The sequence below is a fragment of the Sphingobium sp. SCG-1 genome, from assembly GCF_002953135.1.
Taxonomy (GTDB): Bacteria; Pseudomonadota; Alphaproteobacteria; order Sphingomonadales; family Sphingomonadaceae; genus Sphingobium.
On sequence record NZ_CP026372.1, the window covers coordinates 1,864,254 to 1,883,747 of the forward strand.

Below are 19,494 nucleotides of genomic sequence, written 5' to 3' on the forward strand. Positions count from 1 at the left end.
AGAAGCGCGCGGTTTTCTGCGCAGGAGAGTGTGATGGCGAAGGCGGATAAAAAGCAGCGTGCGGCAAAGGAAGAGGCTGCTGCTGCTCCTGAAGCGGAAGCCGCGCCGGAAAAGCCGAAGTCCGCGCAAACGTCGGCCTTCAAGCCAGCCGATGCCATTACCGGGGCGGTGCTGCCGACACTTGAACAGATGCAGCAATGGACTCATGCAATCGGTCGGGCGCAGCAGATGATGCTTGAGCACAGCACGCGGCAGGTTGCACGTGGCGAACCGCCGTTCGACGCCACCGCCGTTGCCCGCGTGCAGACCGACTACATCAACGAAAGCGTCGCGATGTGGCAGCGTTTCGTTGATGGATCGGGCTGGCTTAAAAGCAACCCTGATCCCGCGCCCGCCGACAGCCCGGCCGCGCGCAAGGACCGGCGCTTTGCCGATCCCGCTTGGCAGCAGCATCCGTTCTTCGATCTCATTCGGCAGAGCTATCTCCTGACGTCGGATTATCTGACGCGGCTGGTCGATAACGTCGATGGCGTCGACCCGAAGCAAAAGGCGCAGCTTCGCTTTGTCACCAACGGCATCATCGATGCGCTTTCACCCAGCAATTTTCCGATGACCAATCCCAAGGTCCTGGAAAAAACGCTGGAGAGCGGCGGCGAGAATCTGGTCAAGGGCATCAAGCATATGCTCGCCGACATGGAGAAGGGCCAACTCACGCACACCGACGGCACTCAGTTCGAAGTGGGGCGCAACATCGCCGCTACACCGGGCAAGGTGATCCATGAAACGCCGCTCTATCAGTTGATCCAATATACGCCGACGACCGAGACGGTGCTGAAGACGCCGCTCATTATCTTCCCGCCATGGATCAACCGCTTTTACATTCTCGACCTCGCGCCCGAAAAGAGTCTCGTGAAATGGGTCGTGGATCAGGGGATCACGCTTTTCATGGTCTCTTGGAAATCGGCGGACGAAAGTCTGATCGACATTCAGTGGGACGATTACATCCTGAAGGGGCAGGTGGACGCGATCGACACGGTCCGTGACTTGCTGGATGTGGAGAGCGTCCACACCGTCGGCTATTGCGTGGCGGGCACGACCCTTGCGGCGACGCTGGCGCTGCTCGCCGCGCGCGAGGAAGCGGACAAGGTGGCGAGCGCGACGTTCTTTACCGCGCAGGTCGATTTCGCACAAGCAGGCGACCTCACGCTGTTCGTCAATGACGAGCAACTGGCGGTGATCGAGAAGCTGACGACCTCGGGCGTGCTGGACGGCCGCTATATGGCCGCGACGTTCAACCTGCTGCGCGGGCGCGACCTCATTTGGAACTATGTCGTCAACAATTACCTGATGGGGCAGGATTATGCGCCGTTCGACTTGCTCTACTGGAACGGCGACACGACGAACCTGCCCGCGAAATGGCACCGCAGCTATTTGAAGGATCTGTATCGCGACAATAAGCTGGTGATCTCGAATGCGATCAGCATCGATGGAACGCCGATCAACCTGACGCTTGTGAAAACCCCGGTCTATATCCAGGCGGGTAAGGAGGATCATATCGCACCGCCGCAAAGCGTGTGGAAACTGGTCGATCACTTCACGGGGCCGCACCGGTTCGTGCTGGCAGGATCTGGGCATATCGCCGGAGTCGTCAATCCGCCCGCCGCGAACAAATATCAGTATTGGACCTCTGCCACACCTGCCACATCTCTGGAGGAATTCACGGCCAAGGCACAGGAAACGCCCGGAAGTTGGTGGCCGGATTGGGTGGAGTGGCTGCGCGGCCACGATCCCGAAACCGTGGAGGTGCGTGGGGCGCGGCGTCCGGGCGAGGGGCGACTCCCCGCCATTGAAGACGCTCCTGGGCGTTATGTAAGGAGCCGTTGATACCAGCGATTATTGCCCTACGATTTCATCCTCGTGACGTTTTTGCTGCACTGCAACAAAAGCCTTGATTCGTTTGTATGTTTCCTATATTGTGCAGTGCAGCATTGATGGGAGACCGTTTGTGGCGGACGAACCAAAGAAGACCAGGACGAGGAATGTGAAGCCGGCGCCCGTTGGCGGCAAGGGCGTCGCCCTTACTGCGCGACAGGCCCTGCAGGCTTCCGAGAAGGCGACCGGCCAGGCTGCGAAGCCGGCTCCGGTGAAGCCCTCCGTCGTATCGAAGGCTAAAGAAATCGCGGTCAAGGCGCCTGTAAAGGCTCCTGTCGCAAAGAAGGTCGCGGCTAACCCCGTGGCGGTAACAGCGCCTGCCGCAAAGGCGCCCCTCGTGAAAGCTCCTGTCGCACAGGTGGAGGTTCCGGTTCTGCCGGCGGCCGCTGCCGCCAACGCCGTTACAACCGACAAGGTAGCGCAAGATACTCCCACCTCGCAGATCACATCCGCGCCGGAGACGGAAAAGTCCGCACTCCCGGCGGCAGCAGAAGGAACGAAAACCGTGAACGACGTTATCGAGAACACCAAGAAGTACACCGACGAAGCCAAAACCCGCTTCCAGTCCGCCTTCGCCGATATGAACGAGAAGGCGAAGAGCGGCGTCGAGAAGTCGACCAAGGCAATCGAGGAAATGGCAGACATTGCCAAGGGCAACGTCGAAGCCATCGTAGAATCCGGCAAGATCGCGGCCAAGGGCGTTGAAGCCATGGGCCAGGACGCCGCCGAATATGGCCGTCTGACCTTCGAGAAGGCCAGCGCAACGATGAAGAGCCTGGCCGCCGTTAAGTCGCCGACCGAATTCTTCCAGCTTCAGAGCGAAATGCTCTCCAGTGCGTTCGACGCCTTTGCCAAGGAAAGCGCGAAGACCAGCGAAGCGCTCATCAAGCTCGCCGGTGAAGTCGCGCAGCCGATCAGCAGCCGCGTTTCGATCGTGACCGACAAGGTCAAGTCGCTCGCGGCCTGACGCCTGATCTTCGGGCGGTATGCCGCTCGAAGGCTTGTAATTGCAAGGGGCGGTTGCTTCCACGGGAGCAGCCGCCCTTTTCTTGTCAGGTCTGTGCGCATGGGAGCACGCGGGCAGTCGCCGTCTTTTGATGGTGAACGGGGAGCGCAACCCCTTGCGCTGCACCCGATAGTTGCCATATCCTGACTTGGCATGAGCAAGCAGACCCTAGAAAACTGGCGGACGGCGCGTATGAGCGACGACGGCAAAGATGATGAAGGCGGCACGGGCACCACAGGTCCGGGCGTTGGCATAGCGACGCGCACGCGTACGCGGACCAAGAAGCCATCGCTCTACAAGGTGCTGATGCTCAATGACGACTACACGCCGATGGAATTCGTGGTTCACGTCCTGCAAAGCTTCTTCAAGATGGACATGGAGGAAGCGACGCGTGTGATGCTGCATGTGCATCAACGCGGCGTCGGCGTCTGCGGCATATTCAGCTACGAAGTCGCCGAGACCAAGGTCAATCAGGTGATGGACTTCGCACGGCAGAACCAGCACCCGCTGCAATGCACGCTGGAGAAGGCGTAAGCGTTGACATTGGAAGGTGCCTGATCTGATCTCGGCTAATTACCGCCGTTTCAAAGATCGTGGGGACGGCCTGAGCCGGAAACGTGCGACCGTTCCATCGGTTAGCGGGATAATTGCGCTTTTCATTAGCTTTTAGTCTAACTCCGGCGCTCTTACCGCCCGCCTTTTAGCTGGCGTTAATGATCTCGCCATATTTCAACCATCCATGAAGATGCCGTTGAAATCGCAAGATCTTTCACTCCTCCGGCGCTTGGCAAGTTTGACGCCGTACATCCTCCGGCTGATTGCCCTCCTGATCGCCTCACTATCCCCGCCCGCGATCGCCTGCCAGGTCACGACGCCTACCGCTGTAAACATCGGCACCTACTCGCCCTCCGCAGTGAAGGTGGGCAACGCTCCGCTGACTAAGACCGGCGCGGGCTTTAGCTGCGAGAGCGCCAATGTCCTTACGCTGCTCAGCGGCAACTTCCTGAAGGCTAGGGTGAAGAGCGACGCTACGCTCGTTCTCACCTCGGCCACCGCGACGGACAGGATATCCTATCGCCTGTTCGCCGATGCGGCCGCCACGACCGAATTGAAGCCCGGAATCGCGGCTTATTACATGGAGGGGACTGTGGTGAACCTCCTGAACCTGCTGGGTCCGGCGCGATTGACGTGCCCGTGTATTTCCGGCTTGCCAGCACCGGATTTGTGAAGCCCGACACCTACAAGGGCAGCTTTTCGGTAAAATGGGACTGGTACTTCTGCAATGGAATCGGCTTGCTTGGATGGTGCCCGGCAGGCCTGACGCGGACAGCAAGTCCGTGACCGTCAACGTGACGCTGAGCGTGGAACCCAAACCGCCGCTCATCACTGTGGCGATGGGCCCGACAAGCTGGAACGCGCTGGAAGGCACGCTCCGGCCCAAAGCGATTCCCGGCAGCAAGCGGCGCGTTACCCTGACGATCACCAATCCCGACGTCGTACCGACCGAGGTCAGCACTTTATCGGTTGTTTTGCCTACGCCCGCCTATATGGCCGTTGCTCTGGGTGGCGACGGCACAGGATCGGGGGCGGTGGTCCAGACGAGCGAGGGAAGCCCTGCGTCCACTCTCACCATGACCTATAGCGCGCCAAGCAGCACGACCGATAATGTTGACTTCTCCAGCAATGGCGGAACCGATTGGAGCTATGCTCCGGTGGCCGGGAACGCTGTGGCCCAATCGGCCGTTACGCATATCCGCTTCCGGCCGCAGGGTAGCATGGCGGCGCAATCCTCCTATTCGATCTCCATACCCTATTCCGTCATGTGACCGATGTGGGCGTGTCGCGTCTCAGCCGACCGCCGCCGCATAGAGCGCGGTCGCGTCTCAGCCGACCGCCGCCGCATAGAGCGCGATCGCCGCGGCATTTGAGACGTTCAGCGACTCCATGCGCGGGCTGATCGGCAGCTTCGCCAAGATGTCGCAATGCGCCATGCTGTTGTGACGCAGCCCTTCGCCTTCCGCGCCCAGCACCAGGGCCACGCGCGATTCGCCGATAGCCTTGTCGAGCGTTACCTCGGCTTCGCCATCCAGACCGATGCGCCAGTAATTCGCCTCCGCAATCTCATCGAGCGCCCGGGCCAGATTGACGACACGCACCCACGGCACGATCTCCAGCGCGCCGGATGCCGCGCGGGCCAGAACGCCCGTTTCGGCAGGGGAATGGCGGTCCTGCGTCACGATCCCCAATGCGTCGAAAGCAGCGGCCGAGCGCAGGATCGCGCCGACATTATGCGGGTCCGTCACCTGATCGAGCACCAGGATCGGCCGGCTGTCATCGCGCCCTTCCTCCAGAATGTCGCCCAGCCAGATGTCGTCCAGCGGCTCCACCTCGGCGACGATGCCCTGATGCGGCGCGTCCGACGGCACCATCCGGCCAAGGTCGGCGACATCGGCATAGACGATGGGCAGGACAGGCGGGAGTTCCAGCGCGGCCAAGGCCTCCCGCGTCCCCCATATCTTGCGCACGATGCGGTTCTCATTGGCGAGCGCTGCAGTGACCGCATGACGGCCATAGAAGCGGGGGAATCCCCCCTTGGGCTTTCCGGTACGATGTCCTCTTTTCATGGGCGCGTTCTTTTCACGGGAAGCATTGACAGGCAAGCCTCCTTTCGTCATTGAGCGCCCTCCCGATCGCGATACGGCACGATTTTTCGGCCGCGGCGGTTATGGACAGGTGGCCGAGTGGTTAAAGGCAGCAGACTGTAAATCTGCCCGGGTTTCCCGTACGCTGGTTCGAATCCAGCCCTGTCCACCAATTTCCTATCTGCCGGTATCCCTAGACATCCATGGAAACTCTTGGATTTCTGCGGTATATTACCCCTATTCCGTCCCCGCACGACCATCGCGATCCACTCTCATCCGATGCCCTGTGTGGGGAAGGTGTGGGGAAAGATGTCAGCTTCCCCACACTTGAGTTTTCCGGAACGGCCCGAAGGAATGTGGGGAAGGAAATGGGCAAGCTCTCGGCGGTAGCGGTGAAGGCCGCTTCGAAGAATCCTGGCACCTATCAGGACGGTGACGGTCTTTTCCTGAAAGTGGGGAAGAGCGGTGCAGCATCATGGCTGCTTCGAGTCCAGCAGGATGGCAAGCGAAGGGACATCGGGATCGGCAGCGCGAAGCTCGTGACGCTGGCTGAGGCGCGCGAGAAGGCCAACCAGTTGCGCAAGGCTGTCAAGGTCGAGAAGCGTGATGTGCTCGTTGAGAAGAAGGATGAAGCCGCAGCGAGAGTGACGTTAAAGGAAGCGGCGCTTCAATACCATTCCGAGAACGAGGCAGGCTGGAAGAGCGACGTCTACACCCGCCAATGGCTCGCGAGCTTGCAGAACTATGTCTTTCCCAAGCTAGGCAACATACCGACGGGCAGCATCACAACTGCCGATATAATCGAAGTCCTGACCCCGATCTGGCAGGAAATCCCCGAAACCGCGCGCCAGGTACGCAACCGGATCTGCGCGGTGCTGGACTACGCACACGCCAAGGGCTGGCGCTCCCGCGAAGCCCCATCGGGAAATGGAAGCTTGAAAGCCGGACGCGGCTTACCCCGGCAGGTGAAGTCGCGAGAGAATCGCAAGTCCATGCCATATATTGCAGTGCCCGGCTTCATCACCGCTTTGCGGCGCAAACCTTCCTTCGGACGGCTGGCATTAGAATTTCTAATACTTACCGGCGTGCGTAGCCAGGAGGTGCGCCTTGCGACATGGGCGGAGTTTGATCTCGATGGGCACCACTGGGCGATTCCTGCCGATCATATGAAGCGGGGTAAGGCGCATGTGGTTCCACTCTCCAACGCGGCTTTGGCGGTGCTCACGAAAGCGCGTGCGCTGCAACTTCCGGATACAGATGTCGTTTTCCCCGGCGTGGCTGGCAATCCGATGTCAGACATGACTCTGCTGAAGGTTCTGCGCGACATGAGCGAGCCATTTCACGTTCACGGTTTTCGTTCGAGCTTTACAGACTGGGCAGCAAACGAAGGCTTTGCCGATGCCGTTGTCGAGGCTGCTCTGGCTCACAAGACACCTGACGCTGTGCAGGCCGCCTATCGCCGCACGACATATCTAGGCACGGCAAATCAGCCAGGTGCCCGCGTCAAACTGATGGAGGCTTGGGGGAGCTATTGCGTCAGTCGTTCATAAAGCTAGAAACGCGCGGAAACAATCTGCCCAATTAACAACTCCGTCGATGCGGAATTGACTGGTGGAAATGTAAGGTTTGCAGCGTCGATAGTCCGGATAGCAGACATACGCATCGCGTCGCGGTCGACCCTTTGTCGCCATTCAGCCGCCAATTTTACGTTCCTAGATGCGGTCCGTCCGCTAACCGGCAGGTCGCGACCAGAGCCGGTCATTCACATCCGCGTCGATGAACGTCTTGTCCTGACGGAAGCTGTCGCTCGGACTGATCGGCTGCACATTGGCTCTGGGTGGATCGGCCTTATGGGCCGTTTCGCTCCTAAGGGGGCGATTCCGCAGGGCGAACATTCTTCAACCTGCGGAGTAGTTACCCTTAGAGCAGAAAGTCGCTTCGCGTTAGCGCACCCACGCCCCTTAGCTGGATCGCAAAGTCAGCCAGACCATCACCGTTGACGTCTCCTTCTACGATGGCATCGCCATTGGTAACCGAATAACGCAGTAATTCCGCGATCATCGGCCTCCGTCGGGTCGGTAAAGGTATGGCAGCTTTCCACCTCGGCGCAAGGTTTCCAAATCAGGCCAGAGTGTTGCCGTCACCAGTTCGACATTCATCATGATGTACGCCACACGGCCATTGCCATCGACGAACGGATGCACCTTCCGACACTAGACACATCAGGAATACTGCGCGCAAACGGCGCATCGCGCGCCGCCCATCTTCGACGCCGCAGCTTCTGTAGAGCAGTCATCAGCCAGCGAAGCGGCGTACGCTTGGAACAACCCTGACTTCCAACCAATGTTCCGGTAGGTCCATAATGGCTGTCAGTACTCGACAATGGATGATTCAGCTGCAATGGCCGAATTAGATAACCGACCCGCATGCTTAAGGTTCGGTTAAGATAATTCGGAGTGATGAGATGCCTAATGTGACCTTTCTGACGACAGGCAATGACACGGTGTTGCCTTTGGATGGTGATCAGGTTGTTGCAGCGACTTCGGCGACGCTGACGGCAATGACCATGACCTACGACGGTACGACAACACGCTACTTTGGTGACCAGCTCGATGGCGGAGCTGGTTATGATGTTCTTTCGCTTACCGGTTCGGGCAACTTCAACCTGTCCACGCTGCTCCAGTTCACCGGCTTTGAAGAGGTGCGACTGACCAACGCCACGTCCAGCGCTGCCAGCCTGACCTTGCGGGACGGGGTGGACATCACCGTCACATTGAGCGACGGCACTGCGCCTTCGACCGGCAGCTACCCTTCGACAGGCGGTATCAGCGTGGCACTCGGCACGGGCCGTGTCACGCTTCAAGGCGGTAACGAGAGCGACACTATCTCCGCTTCGGCCGCAGGCAAGCTGCGGGCAGGCAGCATCATCGATGGCGGCGTTGGCTATGACACGCTGAACCTGTCCTATGATTACAGTCAGTCAAACGGCTCGTCTCAAATCGATCCGGCGACTGGCAACATCATCTATGTGCCGCCTGTGTACCGCGACACGGTGTACGACCTGACCAGCATCAGCCTGAGCCACATGGAGGCATTGAACTTGTCGGGCAACTCGGGCGGCGGGTATGGCAACACCTCGACGGTCGCCAAGGTCGATACCGCCGCACTGGCCGGTATAACCCAGATATATGCGTTTGGCGGCGCCAAACTCGTCACGGCTTCTGCGAGCCTTGACCTGAGCGGCAAGTCCATCAGCGGCGCGCTGGTCGAGAGCAGCAACACCACCGGCACGACCTTCACGGTCAACAGCGCCTCCACTGCGCTTCAGGTGCAGGGCGGCACTGGCCAGGACAGCATCGTGGTCAGTGGCCTGACCCTCACCAGCGCCCAGCGCGACCAGATCTTCACAGGATCGGTCGAGCGCATCACCGACGCCTCGGGCACCTACACCAAAGCTGCCGTGCCTGCAGGAACGACCGTTCTGACGACAGGCAATGACACGGTGCTTCCTCTGGGTGGCGATCAGGTCGTTGCGGCGACCTCAGCGACGCTGACGGCAATGACCATGACCTACGACGGTACGACAACACGCTACTTTGGTGACCAGCTCGATGGCGGAGCTGGTTATGATGTTCTTTCGCTTACCGGTTCGGGCAACTTCAACCTGTCCACGCTGCTCCAGTTCACCGGCTTTGAAGAGGTGCGACTGACCAACGCCACGTCCAGCGCTGCCAGCCTGACCTTGCGGGACGGGGTGGACATCACCGTCACATTGAGCGACGGCACTGCGCCTTCGACCGGCAGCTACCCTTCGACAGGCGGTATCAGCGTGGCACTCGGCACGGGCCGTGTCACGCTTCAAGGCGGTAACGAGAGCGACACTATCTCCGCTTCGGCCGCAGGCAAGCTGCGGGCAGGCAGCATCATCGATGGCGGCGTTGGCTATGACACGCTGAACCTGTCCTATGATTACAGTCAGTCAAACGGCTCGTCTCAAATCGATCCGGCGACTGGCAACATCATCTATGTGCCGCCTGTGTACCGCGACACGGTGTACGACCTGACCAGCATCAGCCTGAGCCACATGGAGGCATTGAACTTGTCGGGCAACTCGGGCGGCGGGTATGGCAACACCTCGACGGTCGCCAAGGTCGATACCGCCGCACTGGCCGGTATAACCCAGATATATGCGTTTGGCGGCGCCAAACTCGTCACGGCTTCTGCGAGCCTTGACCTGAGCGGCAAGTCCATCAGCGGCGCGCTGGTCGAGAGCAGCAACACCACCGGCACGACCTTCACGGTCAACAGCGCCTCCACTGCGCTTCAGGTGCAGGGCGGCACTGGCCAGGACAGCATCGTGGTCAGTGGCCTGACCCTCACCAGCGCCCAGCGCGACCAGATCTTCACAGGATCGGTCGAGCGCATCACCGACGCCTCGGGCACCTACACCAAAGCTGCTGCGCCTGTCGAGGGCACAAGTGGTAACGACATACTTGATGGTGGCCCAGGCGCTGACCGCTTGACGGGCCTGGGTGGCGACGACACCTATCTAGTCGATAATTTCGGCGACATAGTCATAGAGGCTGCCAACAATGGCACGGACTTGGTGCGAACCAGCCTGACCAGCTATACGCTGGGAGCCAATGTCGAAAACCTGATCTATACGGGCACGGGCGCATTCATCGGCACCGGTAACGAGCTGGCCAATACCATCACCGGCAGTTCAGGCGCAGACACACTCGATGGCAAGGGCGGGGTCGACACCCTGAGAGGCGGGGCAGGCAATGACAATTATACTGTCGACAATGCCGGCGACGTGGTCAGCGAGGAGACTACGCCTGGTTCGAAGCAAGATGCGGGCGGCATTGATTTGGTTAGCAGTTCGGTGTCCTACACACTAGGCGCTTTTGTCGAGAACCTCACTCTCACTGGATCTTCCGCGATCAGAGGAACCGGTAATGAACTCGCTAATTCCTTGACTGGCAACGCGGGTGCAAATTCGATCAGCGGCTTGGCAGGCAATGACGTTCTGCTGGGTCACGGGGGAAATGACACGCTGAACGGCGGCATCGGAGCGGACCGCCTGGAGGGTGGCTCGGGTGACGACATCTACTTCGTGGATAACGTGGGAGATGTCGTAGTAGAAGTGACAGAAACCGGAGCCGACGCTACCGGCACTGACCTTGTCAACAGTTCGGTCTCCTTCACGCTAAAGGCGTTTTTAGAAAACCTTACTCTGACAGGATCAGATGCAATCAACGGTACCGGGAACGGGCTTGCGAATAAGATCATGGGAAACGCCGCCCCTAATACCCTCTACGGCCTGGCAGGCGATGACACGCTGGAGGGTGGTGCGGGCGCCGACATGCTGGCAGGCGGTGACGGTCTCGACTTTGCGTTTTATGGGGCCGCAACCCAAAGTGTCAAAGTGGACATGCTGACGCCCTCGCTTAACACCGGTGACGCCCTGGGTGACATCTTTCAGTCCATCGAAGGTTTGAGCGGTTCGGCTTATAACGACTGGCTCGCCGGTGATCACGCTTCCAATACGCTTAGCGGCGGCGCAGGCGAAGATTACCTTATCGGGCGTGGTGGTAACGATCTTATCATTGGTGGCGCAGGGAAGGACACGCTGAACGGGGGCTGGGGGAATGACACTTTCCAGTTCGGGGTAGGCGGCGGTCGTGACGTGATCGAGGACTTCGGTGTCACCGGCGGACAAAAGGATTATATCAGCCTGGATGCTGGGCTAGGTGTTTCCAGCTTCGCTGAGGTGATGGCACATGCTAAGCAAGTCGCGAACAATACCCTGATTACGTTCGACACTGGCGACTCAATTTTGCTCTACAATACGCAGATGACGAAACTCGTGGCCGACGATTTCCTGCTTTAGGCTTAGTGCCCACTTCGCTTGTCGATCGAGCCTGTTCAAAGCTCGATCTATAAGCGAAGGAAAAACCTTTACTCTTACGGACACAGGATCTGCGAGATCGGCTCATTGAAGGTCGCAAGGTCGATGGCCAGCTCGAACCGACCGAACCCCGATCGTCATAATCGCGGGGTTGCTGTCATCTACGTCGGATTCGACCGTCGACGTCGCTGCAGTCGTCAACGGAAATTTGCTGGGCAGAATTGTCCCTGGGCATCTGAAACTGATCGTGATGTTGCCTCCATCAAGGGCAGAAGCCTACCGAACTGTCGAGATACCTGCGATGCCGGTCTGATAAACGCTGGATGTCGGCTCCTGACGAGACTTTCCGTTCAACATATCATTAGCAATGGCAGCAAAGTCCCAAAGCAAGGCTTTCAGGTTCCGGCAAGTGCCGACCCTTTATGGTCGCTCAGAGCGAGATTTCGGCTCCCCAGGTGCAGACGTTCCGCTTTTCCGGCAGTTCGCGACCAGATCCGGTCGTCTTAAGATCGCTGCGGCAACGACCACTTTCGCTGAAACCGGCCATTCGCCTCACGTGGATCCGCCGGGCTGCAACGCGCCCCAACGCCGGCCGTTTGCTGGCACAGCCGTGATGTCCACAAGCCACTGGTACCGCGCGCTAGGCCACTGACGCCTCGTTTCGAAATCGACACGCCGCGGACTGCGGCGGTGTCCACCATCAAGTTTCTGGATTAGACTACTTAAGCATCCTGTCGACAGCCCGTTCACGTTCGGCGGTCGGAAAGCCGCAGGTTAAAATTGGCAACCATCCGCAGGCTGAATGGGGTGACCCTGCGCTGCATCAGGCAGGCAGACCGTCGCTCCAAATTGACGATCTGATACGCAGCGGGTGCCTGCGGGCGCCAGCCTTGCGACCGCCGCCGAAGGTGAGCACTTACAGCTGAGTTGCCTCCTCAATTCGAAGCAGCAACTTCCCTCCCGACTCACCATGTTCCAACCGCTCATGAGCAACGGCGGCATCCTCAAGCGGCAACTCCGACGCAATAATCGGGGAGACCATGCCCAGGCTCACCAGCTTGAGAGCATCTTCCAGCTGTGACCGGGAACAGCTGACGGCACTGAGCATGTCGATGCCATTAATGAATAGCTCGGCCGGATTGAAGGGTACCTTCATGCCCGAGATTGCTCCGACCAATGCCCACCGCCCCCCCTGCGCGAGCGAACGCCGGACCGAATGAAAGGTCTCGGCACCTACATTGTCGATAACGACGTCCACGCCACGCCCATCCGTCGCCTCGCGAACCTGCTTCGAGAAATCTTCGCCATGCTTCACGACGATCACGCCACTCGCGCCGATAGCCAGGATTGCGTCTGCTTTCGCCTGAGACGAGGCCAACGCCAGAACATGTGCGCCGCACGCGCGCGCGACCTGAACGCCATGCCCACCCTGGGTACCGCCAGCACCAGTGATCAGCACTGTCTCTCCGAGCCGTACCTTCGCCACGTCCCGAATGGCGTTGAGCTGGGTCCCGATCGCGCAAGCGACGATAGATGCCTGTTCAAGCGGGATGCCGTCCGGAACGCGAACCGTGCAATCTTCGGCGACGGCGACAAATTCGGCGTAGCCCCCGTTATGATGAGCGTCGCCCATGAACTCCTGAAATTCGCAGAGAGTCTCGCGGTTCGAGCGACAGTGGCGGCATTCGCCGCATACCGACCGGCGCTGAACCGTGCATACACGGTCGCCAACTTTAAGGTGACGGACAGCTGTCCCCGTCTCTATAATGATCCCCGAGACTTCATGGCCCGGAACGAGCGGCATATGAACGCGCTTGCGATAGACGCCCTGGCGGACGACAACGTCGTGATAGCAGACGCCGCAGGCCACCACGCGGATGAGTACGTCCCTCGGCCGAACTTCCGGCCTGTCAATCTCAGCAAGCTTCAGGACACTGCTTGCTCCGGTTTCCCTTTGAACGATCGCCTTCATCGCGTTGCTCCGTCAGTTCCCGCCCGCGAGCAGCCGGCGCGCAATCACCTGCGCCTGGATCTCGGCCGCCCCCTCGAAGATGTTGAGGATGCGCGCATCGCATAGCACCCGGCTGATCGAATATTCCTCCGCATAGCCGTTTCCGCCATGGATCTGGAGCGCATTGTCGGCGTTGGACCAGGCAACGCGTGCAGCTAACAGCTTCGCCATCCCGGCTTCCACGTCACAGCGGCGATCGCTGTCCTTCTCACGAGCCGCGAAATAGGTGAGCTGCCGGGCCATCATCGTCTCGGCAACCATCCAGCCGATCTTTGCTGAAACGCGGGGGAAGCTGATCAACGGCTCGCCGAACTGGTATCGTTCGAGCGCGTAACGCAATCCCAGCTCCATCGCATTTTGCGCGACACCGACGGCACGCGCGGCGGTCTGAACCCGGGCGGACTCGAACGTCGACATGAGTTGCTTGAACCCTTCGCCCTCGATCCCGCCAAGGAGCGCGGTCTCAGGCACGGCGAAGCCGTCGAACGACAGCTCATATTCCTTCATTCCGCGATAGCCGAGAACCTTGATCTCGCCGCCGGTCAGTCCATCGATAGGGAATGGATCTTCGTCGGTTCCCCTGGGCTTTTCAGCGAGGAACATGGACAGCGTGCGGTAACCCTGGTCCGCCGCGCCGGTGCGCGCGAGCACCATCATCAGGTCTGACCGGCTCGCATGCGTGATCCATGTTTTCGCGCCGGTGATGACGTAGCTGCCATCCGATCGCGCGGCACGCGTCGAGAGCGAACCTAGATCCGATCCGGTATTGGGCTCGGTGAAAACGGCCGTCGGCAGGATTTCCCCCCGAGCGATCAGGGGCAGATAATGCGCCTTCTGTTCGGCCGTACCGCCCAGCCGAATGAGTTCCGCGGCGATTTCCGACCGTGTGGCGAGCGAACCAACCCCGATATAGCCGCGCGAGAGCTCCTCGGACACGATGGCCATGGCGATCTTGCTCATCCCGGCTCCACCATATTCCTCGGGGATCGTGAGGCCAAAGACGCCCATTTCCGCCATCGCGTTGACGACTTCGATGGGAATCAGCCGATCCTCGAGGTGCCAGGCGTGGCAGTGAGGTTGCACTTCGTCATCGGCGAAGCGCCGAAAGGCCTCAAGGACCATGACCTGTGTCTCATCGAGACCCAACTCACCGAAATTGCCGCTATCGAAACCCTTGGCGGCCAGTTCGGCCAGGCGTACGCGCAGTGTAGGGTCCCGACCTTGCCTTACAACCTCTTCGACGTTTTCCCGGAATTCAACGATGTCCTGGCCACTGATGCCGAGGGTCGCGGGCCGCGCTATTTCACCCTGGCTCATCGGCACGCCATCGGTCAACTGGGTAAGATACTCCGCGAGCACCACCCGGAGAATGAGTTCCTCCATCTCGCCCAGATTTGCCTGCGCCGCGAGGCCTTCGGCCCAGCGCACCATCTGCCGCAACCCCTCCACATATGTGGCCATCCACGCATAACCATGCAGCGCATATTGGGATGCGTCGGGATTGCCGGCTGCGCGGTCGCGCTGAAGCTGAGCGCTCAGGTGGCTCGCGATCTTACCGAGGAAGGTGTCCGCATGCTGCAGGGCTTTGTTCGCAGCATCAAGCATCTGCGAACGTGTTGTGTCGGGTGAGATCGAGATTTGCATGAATAGATGCGCCAAAGATGTTTAAAGGCCAGAGCGCACCAAAGTAGCAGCCTCGATAAGAGCCAAGTCATGTTCGTTCGCGTTGACCGTGATAGCACCACGGCATTAAGCGCTATTTTGACTCGCCAAGGCGAGCGTCGTGCGCGCGCAGGCGCGAGACACCTCAGCGCGCGCACCTGCTTTCCTGCGGCGCTACAACCGGCGTCTGCGATGATAGGGGGCCGATATCGCCGCCATGCCGTGCCGGTATGTTCTTGCAGCGCCCATCCTCCACTAAAGTTTGCGCCCAGCATAAGTAGGGCGCTCAAAGCGGCATAATCCGCAGCTGCGTCGGTAGGGGAGGTATTCAGTGAATAAGATCAATCGGTTTCGAGGTATCTCGTCGCTTTCCGCTCTTACGATAGGGTTAAGCCTCGGTACGGGGGCCTCTGCGCAAAGCGCACCTGCCCAAGCCGGAGCGGAAGCCACAGCGCCAGTCGACGACATCATCGTGACCGCGAACAAGCGCGCTGTGGGGCAGAGCGTCCATGACACTGCGATCGCTGTGACGGCGCTCGGGGCGACGCAGCTGCGCGAGGGCAACATCCAGAGCATCTCGGATCTGACCGTTGCGATTCCGAACGTCAATCTTAACAGTCAGAACACCGGTCCGGGCGTCAACAATTTCTCCATTCGCGGCATGGGCATCTACAGCACGATCCCATCGTCGACGCCCACGGTGGGCGTCTTCATCGACGGCGTGTATGTTGGTGCGAACGCCGGCGTCGCGCTCGCCAGCACCTTCGACATCGACGGCATCGAGGTCCTGCGTGGTCCGCAAGGCCTTCTGTTCGGCCGCAACGTGACCGCCGGCGCCATTCTCGTCACGACCGGCATTCCGACTGACCGCCTTCACATCAATGCGCAAGCAGGCATCGAGTCCGGTCCTAATATGACCTTCTCCACCGTCGTGTCAGGCCCGATCACGTCGAACGGTGTGTTGAGCGGAAAGATCGCGTTGTCCTACAACGACGATAAGGGCTATTTCCATAACCTCTTCAACGGCAACAAGCACTTTGGTGCGCGGACGTCCACGATCGCTCGTGGCGCCTTGCGTCTCAAGCCCGAGAGCAACGCCTTTACAAGTACGGTCCGTTTTGAGGTCGGCAGCTCGGAGGGCGACGGTGTGGTCACCCAGAATCAGGCTGACCCCACGCTGCATGGTACCGATGTCCGCCAGAACGAAGAGGGCTTCAACGACACCAGCTACCAGAATGTCACATGGGATACCCGTATCCCGACGAGCTTCGGTAATGGCGAGATCGTGAACATCTTCGGCTGGCGCCATGTCGATGGCGACACGCTCGGTGATGCCGACTCCCGACCGGTGACCGCGGCCCACCTCGGCATCTTCATCCGACAGAAGCAATGGTCCAATGAGCTTCGCTATGCCGGTACGTTCGGTCCGGTCTCCGCAACGATCGGTGGTTTCTACTATGGCGACAAACTGAACTACGTCGAAACGCGCGATCTTGCGGCCGCCCGTCTTGAGGGCGGTGGCATACAGAAGTCTTGGACCTATGCGCTCTTCTCGAACTTCGACATCAAGCTGCCAGCGAATTTCACGCTCAATCTTGGGGCTCGCTATTCGAAGGAGCACAAAAGCGCGAGCACGCAGGCTCTCTCGGCGGCTCTTCCGCTGCGATGCAATCTGAATGATTATACCTGTCCGACATCCAATTTTTCGGACGATCACTCGTGGAATGCCTTCACGCCCAAGATTGGTCTCGAATGGAACCCGACGTCCGAAACACATTTCTATGGCTACTACACCAAGGGCTTCCGCAGCGGCGGCTATAATCTTCGCCAAGTTACGCTCACATCGCCTCCGGGACCGTATGACCAGGAAGTCGAGAACAGTTTCGAGGTCGGCTGGAAGCAGAAGATGTTCGATAACCGCCTCCGCTTCAGCGTCGCGGCATTCCAGAACAAGTATAAGAATCTCCAGCGCGATCTGGCTATCCTCGATCCCGTCCTGGGCAACATCCAGACGACCCGAAACACGGCTGACGTAACCATCCGTGGTGTCGAGTTCGAAGGAAGCTTCCAGGTCAACAGCAACCTCCAACTTGGCGGCAACTTCGGATATCTTCACAGCCGCTTCGATCTCATTCGTATCGGCTTTACGAATGGCGGCGCGGTCACTCCCTCTCAGTACGATCTGAAGCTGCCGTATCTGGCGCCTTGGTCCTACGGCGTCTGGGCTCGCTACAGCACCCAGACCGGCATCGGTCAGGCGACTGGGCGCGTGTCCTTCCAGCATATCGATGCGGCGTTCAGCAACGACATCAACGTCAACATATTGAACCCGACAAATACACTGGATGCAAACCTGAGCCTCGGAATTGCGGACACCAACCTGACAGTCGCTGTCTATGGCAAGAACCTGCTGAACAAGACCTATTTCGGCCTGAACAACCCTCTCTTCGCGCCCAATACCTTCACCCCCATTTACAAGGCGCGGGTGCTCGGAGCGGAACTGCGCTTCAACTTCTGACGTTCGGATGGGGCAGGGGAGCCCATTGGCTCGCCTGTGTCCCTCGCTCGCCAATGAGCGCCCCAACGACAAGATCTGCCGATCAGAGGGAGTTTGCGAGAGTGCCCCTTTGCAGTTGGCCCCAAGCATCTCGAGCTGTTGGCGGGCATCGACCCGCATAGGAACACATAGGATCGGCAATGAAAACAGCGACAGCGATTGTATCGGCATTGCTATTGCTGGCTTCCCAACCGGTGGAAGCCGAGCCCGTGGCTGCAGACGGATATAAAGTCTCCCTGCTGGTCCCCGGTTCCGCCTTTCATACTCTGAACGGTATCACAACCACTCCTGATGGACGCGTATTCCTTGCCAGCGTGTCGAGCGACTCGATCTTTTCCTTCGATCTCAAAAGTGGAGCCGTAAGCACTGTTGTCGGCCCTCCGCTAGGGCACTCCGACGACGTAGTGGTGGCGCGGGACGGCACGCTGTACTGGACAGCGATCGTTGATGGTATCATCCGTAAGCGTGCTCCTGACGGCACCATCAGCGATGTCGCCAAAGACATTCCCGGTGCCAACTCGCTTGCGCTCAGTCGAGATGAAACCCATCTTTACGTGGGCCAGGTGTTCCTTGGCGACGGACTCTGGGATGTTGATCTGACCGGGGGAGCCGCACCCCGCCACGTGCTGCATGATATCGGCGGACTCAACGCTTTTACGGTCGATGCCGACGGGATGATCTATGGGCCGCTCTGGGAGCGGGGAGAGGTCGTCAGGATTGATCCGCGCACCAGCCAGATGAAGACGCTGGCCAAGGGCTTGGACCGGCCGGGCTCTGTGCGCATCGATGGCAAAGGACGCCTCTTCGCCCTGGAGAACGGGACGGCCAAGGTCTGGAACATCGATCGCGGCAATGGGCGCAAGCGCATGATCGCGCAGTTGCCCTCCGCGCCCGATAACATGACCGTCGCGCCTTCGGGCCATCTGCTCGTCAGCAATATGGCCGACAATGCCGTTTGGGATGTCGATCCGGAAAGCGGTCGATCCGTCGCCCTGATCAGCGGCCAGTTGGCATTTCCGCGCGCAATTGCCGTGGTGCAGGGCGCGGATGGGCCGTTGCTCTATGTGACCGACACCTGCTCGATCCGGATCGTCGATGCACGAACCGGACGGGTCCGGGACCTGGTCCGTCGGATCGTCGCCGACCTCCGGTTGCCGTCCTCCATCAACCTTGCAGACGGTCAGGTCATCACATCGAGCGAATTGCTGGGGGCGGTTCAGATCATCGGCCAGGAGTCAGGCGCCGTCGAGAAGACCATCACGGGCTTCGACAAGCCTTCCGATGTGCTCAAACTTGCCAATGGCGACCTTCTTCTCGCCGAGCCGAGCCGCAATCGCCTAATACTCTACAAAAACGGCCAGCAGCTACCGCTCGCCGCCAAAGTCGATGCGCCTGTCAGCCTGGCGCAAGGGCGTGATGGAAGCATTCTGGTCGCCGAGGCAAAAGGGCGCATCTTGCGCATCGCACTCGATACAGGCTTGGAAACCGAGATCGCCCATGGCCTTGGCCAGTTATGCGACGTGATAGTGTCGCCCGATGGCACCATCCTCGCGCTCGATGTTGCCGATCGCCGCCTTCTGGAATTAACCCCCGATGGCAAAGCCGTGCGGACAATCGCACGAGATCTACCGGTGGGATATCTTGCGGAGCCATACCCCCGGTCGGGCGGCATCGCTGTCAGTGAGGACGGTGCCATCTTCATTGCGGCGGATGTCGAAAACGCGATCTATCGCGTCGACCGCCAGGCGGCGCCGTCGGCGCAATAGGCAATCG

At 59.6% G+C, this 19,494-nt stretch carries 15 protein-coding genes and 1 tRNA gene; 10 read left to right on the forward strand and 6 right to left on the reverse strand.

Annotation, left to right across the window (positions count from 1 at the left end):
• Positions 1–189: 189 nt before the first annotated feature.
• The 5 genes from C1T17_RS08595 to C1T17_RS21635 all read left to right on the forward strand — a co-directional run bounded on the left by C1T17_RS08595 (position 190) and on the right by C1T17_RS21635 (position 4,764).
• Positions 190–1,884: a PHA/PHB synthase family protein gene (locus C1T17_RS08595; protein ID WP_223262918.1), complete on the forward strand. Its 1,695-nt coding sequence runs from the start codon at positions 190–192 to the stop codon at positions 1,882–1,884.
• Positions 1,885–2,041: 157 nt separating this feature from the next.
• Positions 2,042–2,899 (forward strand): phasin family protein, encoded by an 858-nt coding sequence (phaP, locus tag C1T17_RS08600; protein ID WP_104955097.1) that lies wholly within the window; start codon positions 2,042–2,044, stop codon positions 2,897–2,899.
• A 231-nt stretch (positions 2,900–3,130) separates the two neighbouring features.
• Entirely contained in the window at positions 3,131–3,472 is a 342-nt protein-coding gene (gene clpS, locus C1T17_RS08605) for an ATP-dependent Clp protease adapter ClpS (protein WP_104953097.1), read from the forward strand.
• Positions 3,473–3,722: 250 nt separating this feature from the next.
• Entirely contained in the window at positions 3,723–4,166 is a 444-nt protein-coding gene (locus tag C1T17_RS21630) for a spore coat protein U domain-containing protein (RefSeq protein WP_223262864.1), read from the forward strand.
• Positions 4,167–4,200: 34 nt separating this feature from the next.
• Positions 4,201–4,764: a hypothetical protein gene (locus C1T17_RS21635; protein ID WP_223262865.1), complete on the forward strand. Its 564-nt coding sequence runs from the start codon at positions 4,201–4,203 to the stop codon at positions 4,762–4,764.
• A 57-nt stretch (positions 4,765–4,821) separates the two neighbouring features.
• On the opposite strand, the gene rlmB is transcribed toward C1T17_RS21635, so the two are convergent.
• Positions 4,822–5,562 carry a 23S rRNA (guanosine(2251)-2'-O)-methyltransferase RlmB gene (rlmB, locus tag C1T17_RS08615; protein WP_104955098.1) on the reverse strand — a complete coding sequence of 247 codons (741 nt, stop codon included), beginning with the start codon at positions 5,560–5,562 and terminating at the stop codon, positions 4,822–4,824.
• Between the two features lie 103 nt (positions 5,563–5,665).
• Here rlmB and C1T17_RS08620 point away from each other — a divergent pair.
• Together C1T17_RS08620 and C1T17_RS08625 are read left to right on the forward strand one after the other, a co-directional pair.
• Positions 5,666–5,752, forward strand: a tRNA-Tyr gene (locus tag C1T17_RS08620).
• Positions 5,753–5,783: 31 nt separating this feature from the next.
• Complete coding sequence (locus tag C1T17_RS08625) at positions 5,784–7,130, forward strand: tyrosine-type recombinase/integrase (protein ID WP_223262866.1); 1,347 nt, start codon at positions 5,784–5,786, stop codon at positions 7,128–7,130.
• 180 nt (positions 7,131–7,310) lie between these two features.
• Here C1T17_RS08625 and C1T17_RS21260 read toward each other — a convergent pair whose 3' ends face one another.
• From C1T17_RS21260 to C1T17_RS22115, 3 genes are read right to left on the reverse strand one after another with little or no spacing between them, the layout of a single operon-like run.
• Positions 7,311–7,475 carry a hypothetical protein gene (locus tag C1T17_RS21260; protein ID WP_189338550.1) on the reverse strand — a complete coding sequence of 55 codons (165 nt, stop codon included), beginning with the start codon at positions 7,473–7,475 and terminating at the stop codon, positions 7,311–7,313.
• A 25-nt stretch (positions 7,476–7,500) separates the two neighbouring features.
• The gene (locus C1T17_RS21265) at positions 7,501–7,641 is read right to left on the reverse strand and encodes a hypothetical protein (protein ID WP_189338551.1); all 141 of its coding nucleotides are present in this window, start codon (positions 7,639–7,641) and stop codon (positions 7,501–7,503) included.
• Positions 7,638–7,784, reverse strand: a complete 147-nt coding sequence (locus C1T17_RS22115; RefSeq protein WP_104953099.1) for a Fic family protein — start codon at positions 7,782–7,784, stop codon at positions 7,638–7,640. The genes C1T17_RS21265 and C1T17_RS22115 overlap by 4 nt, the downstream gene beginning before the upstream one ends.
• Positions 7,785–8,044: 260 nt before the next feature.
• On the opposite strand from C1T17_RS22115, the gene C1T17_RS21270 reads away from it, so the two are divergent.
• A complete protein-coding gene (locus C1T17_RS21270; RefSeq protein WP_189338552.1) occupies positions 8,045–11,473 on the forward strand; it encodes a beta strand repeat-containing protein in 3,429 nt (1,142 codons plus the stop codon).
• 934 nt (positions 11,474–12,407) lie between these two features.
• Here C1T17_RS21270 and C1T17_RS08640 read toward each other — a convergent pair.
• Both C1T17_RS08640 and C1T17_RS08645 read right to left on the reverse strand, forming a co-directional pair.
• On the reverse strand, positions 12,408–13,463 hold the full coding sequence (locus tag C1T17_RS08640) for a zinc-binding alcohol dehydrogenase family protein (protein WP_104953100.1): 1,056 nt from the start codon (positions 13,461–13,463) through the stop codon (positions 12,408–12,410).
• A 12-nt stretch (positions 13,464–13,475) separates the two neighbouring features.
• Positions 13,476–15,107: an acyl-CoA dehydrogenase family protein gene (locus C1T17_RS08645; protein ID WP_223262867.1), complete on the reverse strand. Its 1,632-nt coding sequence runs from the start codon at positions 15,105–15,107 to the stop codon at positions 13,476–13,478.
• Positions 15,108–15,495: 388 nt separating this feature from the next.
• Between C1T17_RS08645 and C1T17_RS08650 the strand changes: the two genes are divergently transcribed.
• Complete coding sequence (locus C1T17_RS08650) at positions 15,496–17,682, forward strand: TonB-dependent receptor (RefSeq protein ID WP_104953102.1); 2,187 nt, start codon at positions 15,496–15,498, stop codon at positions 17,680–17,682.
• 179 nt (positions 17,683–17,861) lie between these two features.
• Entirely contained in the window at positions 17,862–19,487 is a 1,626-nt protein-coding gene (locus C1T17_RS08655; protein WP_104953103.1) for an SMP-30/gluconolactonase/LRE family protein, read from the forward strand.
• The last annotated feature ends 7 nt before the right edge of the window (positions 19,488–19,494 follow it).